The sequence below is a fragment of the Desulfobaculum sp. genome (genome assembly GCF_054921475.1).
In genome coordinates this window covers 1-12,850 of sequence record NZ_JBUDSW010000090.1, presented here as the reverse complement: position 1 = coordinate 12,850, position 12,850 = coordinate 1, and the positions used below count along the sequence as shown (strand labels likewise).

At 61.4% G+C, this 12,850-nt stretch carries 10 protein-coding genes; 8 read left to right on the top strand and 2 right to left on the bottom strand.

Annotation, left to right across the window (positions count from 1 at the left end):
- Window positions 1–175: 175 nt before the first annotated feature.
- The gene (ybaK, locus tag ACY69P_RS07755; RefSeq protein WP_459899952.1) at window positions 176–652 is read right to left on the bottom strand and encodes a Cys-tRNA(Pro) deacylase; all 477 of its coding nucleotides are present in this window, start codon (window positions 650–652) and stop codon (window positions 176–178) included.
- 283 nt (window positions 653–935) lie between these two features.
- On the opposite strand from ybaK, the gene ACY69P_RS07750 reads away from it, so the two are divergent.
- The 8 genes from ACY69P_RS07750 (at window position 936) to ACY69P_RS07715 (ending at window position 11,786) form a co-directional block, all read left to right on the top strand.
- Entirely contained in the window at window positions 936–1,904 is a 969-nt protein-coding gene (locus ACY69P_RS07750) for a CsgG/HfaB family protein (protein WP_459899951.1), read from the top strand.
- Window positions 1,905–1,918: 14 nt separating this feature from the next.
- Window positions 1,919–2,266, top strand: coding sequence for a hypothetical protein (locus tag ACY69P_RS07745; protein ID WP_459899950.1), 348 nt, complete (start codon window positions 1,919–1,921; stop codon window positions 2,264–2,266).
- The gene (locus ACY69P_RS07740) at window positions 2,266–2,739 is read left to right on the top strand and encodes a DUF4810 domain-containing protein (protein ID WP_462327070.1); all 474 of its coding nucleotides are present in this window, start codon (window positions 2,266–2,268) and stop codon (window positions 2,737–2,739) included. The genes ACY69P_RS07745 and ACY69P_RS07740 overlap by 1 nt, the downstream gene beginning before the upstream one ends.
- A gap of 20 nt (window positions 2,740–2,759) precedes the next feature.
- On the top strand, window positions 2,760–3,455 hold the full coding sequence (locus ACY69P_RS07735) for a GNA1162 family protein (RefSeq protein ID WP_462327069.1): 696 nt from the start codon (window positions 2,760–2,762) through the stop codon (window positions 3,453–3,455).
- A gap of 325 nt (window positions 3,456–3,780) precedes the next feature.
- Complete coding sequence (locus tag ACY69P_RS07730) at window positions 3,781–5,160, top strand: TolC family protein (RefSeq protein WP_462327068.1); 1,380 nt, start codon at window positions 3,781–3,783, stop codon at window positions 5,158–5,160.
- 59 nt (window positions 5,161–5,219) lie between these two features.
- Window positions 5,220–7,352, top strand: a complete 2,133-nt coding sequence (locus tag ACY69P_RS07725; protein ID WP_462327067.1) for an efflux RND transporter periplasmic adaptor subunit — start codon at window positions 5,220–5,222, stop codon at window positions 7,350–7,352.
- 12 nt (window positions 7,353–7,364) lie between these two features.
- The gene (locus ACY69P_RS07720) at window positions 7,365–11,318 is read left to right on the top strand and encodes an efflux RND transporter permease subunit (RefSeq protein WP_462327066.1); all 3,954 of its coding nucleotides are present in this window, start codon (window positions 7,365–7,367) and stop codon (window positions 11,316–11,318) included.
- A gap of 6 nt (window positions 11,319–11,324) precedes the next feature.
- A complete protein-coding gene (locus tag ACY69P_RS07715) occupies window positions 11,325–11,786 on the top strand; it encodes a hypothetical protein (RefSeq protein WP_459899944.1) in 462 nt (153 codons plus the stop codon).
- 94 nt (window positions 11,787–11,880) lie between these two features.
- On the opposite strand, the gene ACY69P_RS07710 is transcribed toward ACY69P_RS07715, so the two are convergent.
- On the bottom strand, window positions 11,881–12,850 hold a 970-nt coding region (locus tag ACY69P_RS07710), incomplete at its 5' end, for an HAD-IC family P-type ATPase (protein WP_462327065.1).

Genomic DNA, 12,850 nt, shown 5'->3' with positions numbered 1-12,850 from the left:
CGGGAGTTGTCAGGGGTGACGGCAGTTCCCTCTACGCGCACCCGGCCTGTGCGCACGCAGGATTCTTAAGGACGGAGTCCTTAAGCCACCGGAGGTAACACAAGCGTGGCACCAGCACGCGGTAGGCCACACCCGGCGTCACCTGACGCCGCGTCGCGTCGCGCCGCGCTGGGCTTTAGCGGGAGTCTTTGGCGATGTCGGCGTAGGTGGCTGTGGTCAGGGCGAGGAGGTCGCTTGGGGCGAGTTCGATGTCCATGCCTCGGCGTCCGGCGCTGACGAAGATGGTGTCGTACTGCTCTGCGGAGGCGTCGATGACGGTGGGCAGACGTTTTTTTTGGCCGAGGGGGCTGACGCCGCCGAGAATGTAGCCGGTGGTGTTCTGGACGGCTTGCGTGTCCGCCATGGCGACTTTCTTGACGCCGAGGTGCTTGGCCAGCGCCTTGAGGTTCAGATGCTGCAGCACGGGAACAATGGCAACGACGAGGTCCTTGGTGCCGTGCGCGGTGACGAGCGTCTTGTAGACGCGCTCTGGGGCAACGCCCAGCTTTTCTGCGGCTTCCGCGCCGTAGGACGTGGCCGAGGGATCGTGGTGATACTCGTGAATCTGAAAGGAAATTTTGGCTTTCTTGGCTGCTTTGATTGCGGGAGTCATGACGGTGCTTGTGCGGTGGTTAGGGTGAATGTCCGGGGCCTGTGTAGGGGCCGTATAGCGTTTTTTGCGACTGCTCGGCAAGCAGGTGGCACTGGCCGGGGGCGAGAGGGTTGTGCCGCGTTTTGGGGCGGATATGTATGAAAATGTGCTCATGAAAGCATTTGGGGGATTGGGGCAGCCTTTTGCGGAGTAACAATCAATACCGCAATGATTTCAGGCTTGATGCGTTGTGGTTGTTGATATAGGTTGCCGCGTCGTAAATTTTCAATCGTAAGGAGTGAGTATGCAGCGTTATTTTCTGCTGGCGTGCTGCCTGATAACCGTTGTGTTGGCCTCTGGCTGCGCCACGGTGTCCAAGCCGGATGTCCAGAAGGTGCCAAAGTCGAAGCCGGTGGTGAGCAAGACCATCCAGGCGGAAAAGGCCTCGCCGTACAAGGGGCTGAAGCGCAAGGTCGCCATCGGGCGCTTCACCAACGAAACCAAGTACGGCCAGAGCTTCTTTATCGACAAGGACAACGACCCCATCGGCAAGCAGGCTGTGGATATCCTGTCTGCCGTGCTGCTTTCCACGGAGAAGTTCATCCTTCTGGAGCGTGCGGACCTGTCCAAGATTTCCAAGGAGCTTGAGATGGGCGACGCTTCGCCCCTGAAGAACATGGCCGACTACCTGATTGTTGGCTCTGTGACGGAGTTTGGCAGAAAGGAAGTCGGCAAGGTCGGCATCTTTAGCCGGACCAAGGAGCAGGCCGCCTTTGCCAAGGTCCACATCCGCTTGGTGGACGTGCGCACTGGCGAAGTCCTGTACGCGGAGGAAGGCGAAGGGTTGTCCTCGTCCGAGGCTGGCTCGGTATTTGGCGTTGGCGCGCGTGCCGGGTACGACTCCACCCTGAACGACAAGGCCCTTGAGGCCGCCATTGTGAACCTGTCGTCCAACGTTATTGAGAACCTGATGGACAAGCCGTGGCAGAGCTACATCCTGACCAAGGCCGATGGATACTACGTGATTGGCGGCGGCGCGACGCAGGGCATCAAGGCGGGTGATACGTTCCGCGTGATGCGCAAGGGCAAGACCATCACGAACCCGCAGACCAATATGCCGGTGACGCTGCCCGGAAAAGAAATCGCAACGATTCGTGTGGTGACGACGACGGGCGATACGCCCAAGAATGAAGTGTCGTTCTGCGAGGTTGCCAGCGGCTCCATCGCCAAGGGCGCGGACTTTTCGACCCTGCTTGTGCAGGAAGCCAAGTAAGGATGCGTTTGATTATGAAAAAAACACTCGTACTCATCGCTTGCGCTGTGGCGCTCTCGGCCCTGTGCCTTGGCGGCTGCGGCTATAAGGAAGGCACTGTTTCCCCGGACCCGAAGGCGTACTTGTGGTTCACGGGCGAGACGGAAGGCGTGCAGGCATACATCGACGGGCAGGGACCTGTGGAGCTTGGCCCGCATTACTATACGGATTCCATGGGCAATAAGCGGGCAAAAAGCTCCGAAGTCCATTACGAAATCGACCCCGGCAAGCATACCATCCGCTTGGTCCGTGACGGCCAGACGATTTTGGAACGCGTGCTGCTGCTTGGCAATCACACCACCCGGGAGATTGAGGTTCCGTAATGAAAGCGACCACGATTGCTGTTTTTGCCGCTGTGCTGAGCATCCTTATGCTGGCTGGCTGCCAGAAGACCGGAATTTACTACTGGGGCGATTATTCGGAAACGTATTATCAGTATATGCAGTCTCCTACCGAAGAAACGCTGGCGACGCATGTGCAGAGCATTGAATCCGTTATCGAGCAGTCCAAGAGGCTGAATAAGGCCGTTCCGCCGGGCATTTATGCGGAATATGGCTACTATAAGCTCAAGGCCGGGCAGACCGATGAAGCCGTGAAGTACTTTACGCTGGAAAAGGAACTGTATCCGGAATCCCGCATCTTCATGGAGCGCCTTATCGCCAAAACGCAGACCCACGAGGGCGACGCCGAAGAGCAGGTAGCCGCCCCCGCCGGCGAGGAGCAGAGCGAAGCTGGAACGGTTGCGGAGACCACTCCCGCGAAAACAACGGCAGAAGCACCTGCCAGCGATAAGTAGGGGAGTGAGGAAGAATGAAAATGCATATGTCTGTACGGCTTATGGCTGTGGTCCTGTGCGCCGTGCTCCTTGGCGGCTGCGCCAAGACGGTGACTAAGCAGGACCGCTTCCCCGGTATGTATGAGGAGGAGCCGACGTCCATCCTTCTTCTGCCGCCCATGAACCAAAGCACGGCGGCGGACGCCAAGCAGTATTACTCCACCACCATTCAGGAGCCACTGTCCCAGAGTGGGTACTACACGTTCCCCATGCCGATTACCGATGAGATTTTGAAGCAGGAGGGCGTGTACGACACCGAGATGCTGTACAACCTGCCTGTGAATAAATTTAAGGAATACTTCGGCGCGGACGCCGTGCTGTTTACGACAATCCGCAAGTGGGACCTTGTCTACATGGTCATCGCTGGGAACCTGACGGTGTCCTTTGATAGTGAAATCCGCTCCACCACGACCAACCGCGTGCTGTGGAAGTACAACGGCACCGTGGTGGTGGACCTGTCCGGTGGCGGCGGCGCGGATCCCCTCTCGCTGGTGCTGAAGGCTGTTGTGACGGCGGTGAATTGCGCGGCGGCGGACTACGTTCCCTACGCCAAGCTCGCCAACTACCGGGCCTACGCGGCGCTGCCTGTTGGCAAGTACCACGCCCGGCACATGAAGGATCAATCCGACAAAATCATCGACCAAGGCGCGGTGCAGCAGCCCAAAGCGGCTGAATAAACCACGCCCGGATACGAGAGCAAAGGGGACGCACCATGCGTCCCCTTTTTTTTATGCATGCCCACGCCTTGGGCAAATGCCGCGTCTGTACAGCGTCCCTGTGCTGCTTCCTGCTTCCCCTCTCCTCGTCCCGATTCTCCTTCATCTGCCCGCATGATGTGGTACCCTGTGCACAAGTGCCCGTGCACAGGCTGTGCAATGGATTGCACATATTGCACATCCGTGCAGTCCGCTTGTGTTTTAATTCTGACTATAATAGTCGGGAATGCGGGCGTTTTCTGCCGCTGGCATGGATATTGGACTTTGGGCGCCAAAGGGAGAGATTATGAATGTACTGAAAATATTGTTGAATCCGGCGGCGCGGGGAGGGGTTTTTCTTGCCCTGTGCGCCGTACTCCTTCCTGTGCTGGCATCCGCACAGGAGGAAACCACACCCCCGGCTGACGCCGCAGAGGTGGGCCAGAATATGGCCGGGCGCGGGGAATTGCGCGAACTGCGCGCGTATTTGATGGAAGCCGCAGAGCGCAATAATGAGCTGCGCGCGGCGTTGTCGTCGTGGCGTGCGGCAGTGGAGCGGGTGACGCAGGCCGAAAGCCTGCCGGACCCGCGCCTGAGCTTTGCCTACTACACCACGCCGCTGGAAACGCGCGGTGGCCCCGCCCGCTATAAGTACGGGCTGTCTCAGTCGCTGCCATTTTTCGGCAAGCTGAGCCTCAAGGGGCAGGTGGCCCTGCGCGAGGCCGATGGCCTGAAGGCGAAGTTCGACGCGCTAAAGCTCGCAACCTTCGCCAAGGTGAAAAAGGCCTATTACGAGTACGCCTACCTTGCCCGCTCCATTGAAACCACGCGCGAAGCCATCGAACTCATCAAGTACATGGAGAAGATTGCCACGGTCCGCTACACGGCGGGCGCCGCTGGGCATGGCGAGGTGATCCGCACGCAGGTGGAGCTTGGCAAACTGGAGGACCGCCTTCGGTCCCTGCGCGCCCTGAGCAGGCCGCAGGCCGCAACGCTGAATGCGTTGTTGGACCGGCCCGCCGGGGAGGACATCCCCTTGCCGCCGTCCGTCCCCGTGATGTGCATCACCGAAGAGAAAGAAGGGCTTGTGGCTCAGCTGGCCTCGCAGAATCCCGAGCTTGCCTACTGGGACACGGTGACGGCCAAGACGGAAGCCGGAAAGCGCCTTGCCGAGCGCAATTACCTGCCGGACTTCACCTTTGGGCTGGAGTCCACGGAGGTGGACGACTCGCGCAGTCCCGGCATGACTGGTGACGGCCAGAACCCGGTGATGGTGTCCATGTCCGTGAATGTGCCGCTGTGGCTGGATGCGCGAAAGGCCGCCGTGGATGAGCAAAGCGCCAAGCTGCGCGCCGCGCGCCGCAGCCGCGCCGGGTTGGAGCGTCAGCTTCGGGCGGACCTGGAATTGGCGCTGTACAACTACGAGGACGCGGGCCGCAAGATTGACCTGTACAAGAAGACCCTCATCCCCAAGGCCAAGCAGGCGCTGGGCGTGGTGGTGGAGGCCTTCATGACCGGGAACGGCTCCGCGCTGGACCTTATCGACGCGGAGCAGACCATATTGGAACTGCAGCTTGCCTACTACCGCGCGGTGACGGACCAAGCCCAGCGCATGGCGGAGATGGAAACATTGGTGGGCAGAGAGTTGCCGTGCGAGTTCCACGGTTCCCTGCTCCCGCAGGATTGATAACCATTGTGCTCCGGCTCAAGCCCCGGAGCGTGTGAAGGATAGAGAGTATGTCTGTAATGGGTTCAAAACGACGCATCGCCGTGGTGGCGCTGGTGTTGGCGGCTTTTGCTGCGGGCTACGCCCTGGGCGGCGGAGACGGCTCCGGCCCCGGAGAGGTGCGTCAGGACGCACAAAACGCCACCCAGAGTCACGAAGGCCACGGCGTGGACGTCAGTGTGACGGAAGAGGGGGAGGTCGTTTGGACCTGTTCCATGCATCCGCAGATTCAACTGCCGGAGCCGGGCAAATGCCCCATCTGCTTTATGGACCTTATTCCGCTGGAGCGCTCCGGAGATGGCGACCGCGCCAGCCTGCGCGAGATTGCCCTCTCGCCGGAGGCGCGAAAGCTGGCCGGGATAACTGTGGACGAGGCGCGGCGCATGGACGTTGCCGTGCAGACCCGCATGGTCGGCAAGGTGGAGTACGACGAAACGCGCGTTGGCAACATCACCGCGTGGACCGGGGGCCGCATCGACAGAATGTATGTGGACTACACCGGCAGCGTGGTCAAAAAAGGCCAGCCCATGGTGTCCATCTACAGCCCGGAATTGCTGACGGCGCAGGCCGAGCTGATTCAGGCCATCAAGGCCGTGAGGGAATTGCAGGGCAGTTCCCTTGACCTTGTGAAGGAGAGCGCCGCGCGTACGGAAAAGGCCGCGCGGGAAAAGCTCCGCCTGCTGGGACTGACGCGGGCGCAGATAGACAAGGTTGCACGGCGCGGCGAAGCCAGCGACCACATTACCCTGTACGCCCCGCAGGGCGGCGTGGTCATCGGCAAGGATGTGAACGAGGGCCAGTACGTAAAAACCGGCGCCAGCATCTATTCCATTGCCGATCTTTCGCAGGTGTGGGTGGTGCTGGAGGCCTATGAAACGGACCTGCCATGGGTGGATATCGGCCGCATGGTCGAGTTTCAGACCAAGGCCTACCCCGGCAAGGTCTTCAGCGGCGAGGTCGTCTACATTGACCCGCTGGTTAACGAGAAGACCCGCACCGTACGCGTGCGCCTGTCCGTCCCCAATCCGGACGGCAGTTTGAAACCCGGCATGCTGGTGCATGCCACACAGAAGAAACCCGGCGCGGACGAGGACGGCGCCAAGGCGCCGCTGGTCATTCCGGCATCTGCGCCCCTCATCACGGGCAAGCGCGCCGTGGTGTACGTGGCCGACCCCGCGCGTGAGGGCGTGTTTGAAGGGCGCGAGGTGGTCCTTGGGCCGCGCGCCGGCGAATATTACATCGTGAAAAGCGGCCTCAAGGCCGGTGAGCACGTGGTGACCAAAGGCAATTTCAAGATTGATAGCGCGGTGCAGATTATCGCCCGCCCCAGCATGATGAATCCTGACGCCCCGGCGACTGCGGCAGGCGAGGTGCCGCCGCTGTTCGCCTCCAAGCTCATTCTGCTGGACAAGACCTTTACGGACGTAAAGCAGGCCGTTGCATCCAAGGACCTCAGCCAGACCCACCTTGCTTTTGGGCGCTTTAACAAGGAACTGCGTCTGATTGATGGCAGCGACCTTGAGGGCGACGCCGCGCGCATCTGGCGCGAGTATTCCATGCGCCTTGGCAACGACGCCATCCTTGGCGCGGAAGCCGCCACCGAGGAGCGCTTGGAGCACATCTTTGCGGAGATGCAGGGGCACTATGCCGCCGTGCGCGGGGCCTTTGGCGTTGGCTCCGCGGAGCAGGACCTCACCGCGCCGCAGGCGTTCCGCACCGGGCTTGGCGAGGCCTATGCGCATTATGACGCGCTGGCTCAGGCCCTTGCCGAGGACGACACCGACGGCGCAAAAGCCGCCGCCGCACGCCTTGCCGAGGCGCTGACCAAGCTGGACGCCGCCACCCTGAGCGGCCCCTCGCACGCGGCGTGGACGCAGGCCCTTGCCACCATGACAGGCGGTCTGGACACCATCCGCGACGCGCAGGGGCTGGTGGACATCCGCGCCGGGTTTGAGCCGGTTTCCGCCGGGCTGACGCAGGCCGTGCAGAAGCTGGGCGTGGCCGCTGATGGACCGGTGTACGAGATGTTCTGCCCCATGGCCTTCGACTACGAGGGCGCAACATGGCTCCAGCGCAATGAAACCGTGCGGAATCCGTACTTCGGGGCGGCCATGCTCCGTTGCGGCGAAGTCACCCAGCAGCTTGCGCGGTAGGGGAGTGGAAGCATGACACACAAAAACGACTCCCCCCTTGAGGCGCGAACACTGGCGGACAAGGTTATCCGCTTCTGCTTGGAGCAGAAGCTGGTGGTTATGCTGTTGGTGCTGTTTACCCTTGGCTGGGGCGTGATGGTTGCGCCCTTTGACTGGAACGTGCGCGACATGCCGCGCGACCCCGTCCCCGTGGACGCCATCCCGGACATTGGCGAAAATCAGCAGATTGTCTTTACCCAGTGGCAGGGGCGCTCCCCGCAGGACATGGAGGATCAGGTCACCTATCCGCTCACCGTGGCGCTTTTGGGCATTCCGGGTGTGAAGACGGTGCGCAGTTATTCCATGTTTGGCTTCTCCACCATCTACGTCATCTTTGATGAGGATGTGGAGTTCTACTGGTCGCGCTCGCGGTTGCTGGAGAAGCTCAACAGTCTGCCGCCGGGCACGTTGCCGCAGGACGTGCAGCCCACCCTTGGGCCGGACGCCACCGCACTGGGGCAGGTGTACTGGTACACGCTGGAAGGCCGCGACAAGGACGGCAACCCCACCGGCGGCTGGGACCCCGACGAGCTCCGCAGTATTCAGGACTGGTACGTGCGCTACGCGCTGCTGTCTGCCGAAGGCGTGAGCGAGGCGGCCTCGGTTGGCGGCTTCGTCAAGGAGTACCAAATTGACGTGGACCCGGACGCCATGCGCGCCGCCGGGGTGACGCTTCAGGATGTGTTCTCGGCTGTGAAGGCGTCCAACCTTGACGTTGGCGCGCGCAGTATCGAGGTCAACAGCGTTGAGTACCTCATCCGCGGTATCGGCTTTGTGAAGAAGCTGGGGGACATTGAAAAGGCCGTCATCAAGGTGGTGAACAACGTGCCCATCCGCGTGTCGGACGTGGCGCGGGTGTCACTTGGTCCTGCGCTGCGGCGCGGCGTGCTGGACAAGGGCGGCACCGAGGCCGTGGGCGGCGTCGTGGTGGCGCGCTACGGCGAGAATCCTTTGCAGGTCATTAAAAACGTTAAGGCCAAAATTGACGAGATATCCCCGGGCTTGCCCTCCAAAGTGCTGGAGGACGGCACGGTCAGCAAGGTCACCATTGTTCCCTTCTATGACCGTTCCGGACTGATTGGCGAAACCCTGGGCACGCTGGATACCGCGCTGACGCAGGAGATTTTGATCACCATCCTTGTGGTGCTCATAGCGGTGATGCATTTGCGCAGTTCGCTGCTTATTTCTTCGCTGCTGCCTATGGCGGTCTTGATGTGCTTTATCGCCATGAAGCTCTTTGGCGTGGACGCCAACATCGTGGCGCTGTCCGGCATAGCCATTGCCATCGGTACCATGGTGGATATGGGCATCATCATTTGCGAGAACATCCTGAAAAAGTTCGAGCATGCGCGCGCCGGGGAGGGGCGGCTCGGCCTCATCTACAAAGGCGCGTCCGAGGTGGGCGGAGCCATTATGACCGCCGTAGCCACGACCATTGTCAGCTTCCTGCCCGTGTTCGTCATGGATGGGCCAGAGGGCAAACTGTTCAAGCCGCTGGCCTACACCAAAACCTTCGCCCTTATCGCCTCCATTATTGTCGCGCTGACCGTGCTCCCGGCCCTCGCGCACCTCATCTTCCAGCGCAGGAAGAAGCCCTGCACACGCTTTGGCGAGTGGATGCGCTGCGCGCTGATGCTGGCCGCCGGTGTGACGGTGAGTGTGCTGGTTACGTGGTGGCTGGGGCTGTTGTTCATCGTGCCGGCGGTGCACAGGCTGGTTGGGCCGTCGCTCCCGCCGCGCATTGAGCGCCTTGTGGGCTACAGCGAAAACGTGGGCGTCATCCTGCTGGTGGGCATTGTGCTTGCCGAAAACTGGATGCCCCTTGGGCCGGAGAAGGGCGACCTGCGCAACATCATCTTCGTGGCCGGACTTATCGGCGGCGTGATGCTGTTTTTCCAGCTGTTCCAGCGAGGGTATCCCCGCATGCTGCGCTGGGTGCTGGACCATAAGGCCGCGTTCATGAGCTTGCCGCTCCTTTTGGTGGCCTTTGGCGGCATGATTTGGCTGGGCGCCGCGCCGCTGACCTCGTGGATGCCGGACAGCGTGCGCGCCTCGCGTCCGGTTGCGGCGCTGACGCATGCCTTCCCCGGGCTTGGCAAGGAGTTCATGCCGCCGCTGGATGAGGGCGCTTTCCTGTACATGCCCACCACCATGCCCCACGCCTCCATTGGCGAGGTGCAGGATGTGCTTTCCAAGCAGGACATGGCCATCCTTGACATCCCGGAGGTGGACACCGCCGTGGGCAAGCTGGGCCGCGCGGAAACCCCGCTGGACCCCGCGCCCGTGTCCATGATTGAGACCGTCATCAACTACGCGCCGGAGTACCTTGTGGACGACAGCGGCAACCGTTTGCGGTTCCGTTTTGACCCGGACCAAAAGGACTACTTCCGCGCCAAGGACGGCACGCCACTGCCTGCCGGGGATGGACTGCCCTACCTTGTGCAGGGCTACTATCCGCGTGATGGCGAGGGCCGTCTGATTCCGGACCCCGAGAACGGGAAGCCCTTCCGCGTTTGGCGCAGGGCGCTGGACCCGGCGCTGAACCCCGGACGTGACGCATGGCCGGGCATCCAGACCCCGGACGACATCTGGCAGGCCATCACCGATGCGGCAGAAATGCCGGGAACGACATCCGCGCCGCGCCTCCAGCCCATTTCAGCGCGCATCGTCATGCTGCAATCCGGCATGCGCGCGCCCATGGGCATCAAGATCAAAGGCTCCAGCCTTGAGGCTATTGAAGGCTTTGGCCTTGAACTGGAGCGGCACCTGAAGGAGGTCCCCGCCATCCAGCCCGCCACGGTCATTGCCGACCGCATCGTGGGCAAGCCGTATCTGGAAATCGTCATCGACCGTGAAGCCATTGCCCGCTACGGCATCAAGCTGACCAAGGTGCAGAGCGTCATTGAGGTGGCGCTGGGCGGCAAGGTGCTGTCCACAACAGTGGAAGGGCGCGAGCGGTACCCCATCCGCGTGCGCTATATGCGCGAGCTTCGCGACAGCATCGAGTCGCTGGATACCGTGCTGGTGGCCGCGCCGGGCGGGGAGCAAATTCCCCTGCGCCAGCTTTCGCATGTGCGCTATGTGCGCGGCCCGCAGATGATCAAGAGTGAGGACACGTTCCTCATCGGCTATGTGCTCTTTGACAAGAAACCCGGCCACGCGGAAGTGGACGTGGTGGAAAACGCGCGGGACTACCTGCAAAGCCTGACGGACTCCGGCGAACTCACCGTGCCAAGCGGCGTGTCCTACGAGTTTGCGGGCAACTACGAGAATCAGGTCCGCGCGCAGAAGCGGCTGTCCATTATTCTGCCGTTGGCGCTCCTTGTCATTGTCATCATCTTGTATCTGCAATTCCAGTCCCTTGGGACGACGATGATGGTGTTCTCGGGCATCCTTGTGGCGTGGTCCGGCGGCTTTTTGATGATATGGCTGTACGGACAGGAGTGGTTTTTGAACTTCTCCGTGTTCGGCACCAATATGCGCGACCTGTTCCAGGTCGGTCCCATTAACCTGAGTGTGGCCATTTGGGTGGGCTTTCTTGCCCTGTTTGGCATTGCCTCCGACGACGGCGTCATCATGGCGACCTATCTGGACGAGAGCCGCACCCGCCGCGACATGTCCTCAACTACGGCCATCCGAGACGCCATTGTGGACGGCGCGCGGCGGCGCATCCGCCCGGCGCTGATGACGTCGGCCACAACCATCCTTGCCCTTATCCCCGTGCTCACATCAACGGGCCGGGGTGCGGATATCATGGTGCCTATGGCCATACCGTCCTTTGGCGGCATGACCATCGCCATTTTAACTGTTTTTGTTGTGCCGGTTCTGTACTGCTTTGCCGAAGAAGTCCGTCTGCAAAGGCGCCTGCGGAAGGCTGGGGCAGATGCGGAAGCGACAGAACAGAATGAACCCCAAACCACGGAGTAGAACGAAATGAAACGTATGACCCTTATCGCCCTGACCATCGCCCTTGGCGTGCTGACCGCCGGATTTGCCTTTGCCTCGTCCCATGGCGGACATGACGGCCACGGGGAAATGAACGGCAAGGCCGACATGCATCAGGGCATGATGACCATGGAAAAGAATCTGGACATGATGATGCAGGACGTGGAGGCCATGGTGGATGCCGCCATGGATTCCCAAAATATGAAGTCCATGAACAAGCACATGATGGACATGCACAAAGGCATGATGGAAGTGCAAAAGGCTGCGGAGCAGTCCGGCCACGCCATGATGCAGAAGGCCATGAAGAAGGTGGACAAGCACATGATGTCCGCCATGAAGGGCATGGGCATGATGAAGAAGGACCGCGAGTCCGCCATCCCCATGATGAAGGACAGTCTGCATAAGATGAAGGGCGAAGTGCAGCAGATGCAGCAGATGATGGACATGTAGCGCCCGAGTGTGGCGCATATCGCGTGACGCGACGCGTCCCGAGAAGGCGAGGCCCCACGGTGGTGGGGCCTCGCTCTTTTTGTTGGGGAAGCGGCTAGAGGCGCAGCATGCGGGCGTTAATGGCGACGATGACCGTAGACAGTGACATCAGCACAGCCCCGGCGGCAGGATTCAGCACAATGCCCCACGGGGCCAGCACACCTGCGGCCAGCGGAATGGCAAGGGCGTTGTAGGCCGTGGCCCAGAAGATGTTTTGCAGCATTTTGCGCCGGGTGCTGTGGGCGAGGGAGATTATGGCAGGCACGTCACCGGGGTTGCTCTTGACCAGCACAAGGTCTGCGGTTTCCATGGCAACGTCCGTCCCCGCGCCAATGGCGATGCCGACGTCCGCCTGCGCAAGGGCCGGGGCGTCGTTGATGCCGTCGCCCACCATGGCGGTGACGATGCCCTTGTCCTGCACCTTTTTGACCTTGTCGGCCTTGCGGTCGGGCAGCACCTCGGAAAAGTAGTCGTCCAGTCCGGTTTCGTGCGCCACGTTGTAGGCGGTCTTGTCGTTGTCGCCGGTAATCATCATGCACTTGATGCCCATGGACTGGAGCTTTTGGATGGCTGGGCGCGCGGTTTCGCGCACGGCGTCGGCAAGGGCGATGGCTCCGGCGGGCTGGCCACCCACCAGCACATGCACAACGGTGCCCTCATGGTTCAGCGCCTCCTGCGGCAGGTGCTGGGCGGGGTCGATGTCCTGTTCCTCAAGGTATCCCGGACTGACCACAGCAACATCCTCGCCGTCCACCGTGGCGCGTGCGCCCTTGCCCTTGATGGCTTCAAAGTCCTGCGGGGATGCGGGAGTGATGCCGCGTTCCTCGGCGGTGGCGGCAATGCCCTTGGCAATGGGGTGCTCCGAATGGCCCTCCACGCTGGCGGCAAGGCGCAAAACGTCGTCCTCTTCGCGTCCGTCCACAGGGTAGACCGCGTCGACGCGGAATTCGCCAAGGGTGAGGGTGCCGGTCTTGTCAAAGAGCACCGCGCCGATGCGCCGCGCCTGTTCAAATGCCGTCCGGTTG

What these genes read in the sequence shown, in the direction of transcription:
- ybaK (WP_459899952.1), bottom strand. Translation starts at nt 652, where the DNA reads ATGACTCCCGCAATCAAAGCAGCCAAGAAAGCCAAAATTTCCTTTCAG.
- ACY69P_RS07750 (WP_459899951.1), top strand. Translation starts at nt 936, where the DNA reads ATGCAGCGTTATTTTCTGCTGGCGTGCTGCCTGATAACCGTTGTGTTG.
- ACY69P_RS07745 (WP_459899950.1), top strand. Translation starts at nt 1,919, where the DNA reads ATGAAAAAAACACTCGTACTCATCGCTTGCGCTGTGGCGCTCTCGGCC.
- ACY69P_RS07740 (WP_462327070.1), top strand. Translation starts at nt 2,266, where the DNA reads ATGAAAGCGACCACGATTGCTGTTTTTGCCGCTGTGCTGAGCATCCTT.
- ACY69P_RS07735 (WP_462327069.1), top strand. Translation starts at nt 2,760, where the DNA reads ATGCATATGTCTGTACGGCTTATGGCTGTGGTCCTGTGCGCCGTGCTC.
- ACY69P_RS07730 (WP_462327068.1), top strand. Translation starts at nt 3,781, where the DNA reads ATGAATGTACTGAAAATATTGTTGAATCCGGCGGCGCGGGGAGGGGTT.
- ACY69P_RS07725 (WP_462327067.1), top strand. Translation starts at nt 5,220, where the DNA reads ATGGGTTCAAAACGACGCATCGCCGTGGTGGCGCTGGTGTTGGCGGCT.
- ACY69P_RS07720 (WP_462327066.1), top strand. Translation starts at nt 7,365, where the DNA reads ATGACACACAAAAACGACTCCCCCCTTGAGGCGCGAACACTGGCGGAC.
- ACY69P_RS07715 (WP_459899944.1), top strand. Translation starts at nt 11,325, where the DNA reads ATGAAACGTATGACCCTTATCGCCCTGACCATCGCCCTTGGCGTGCTG.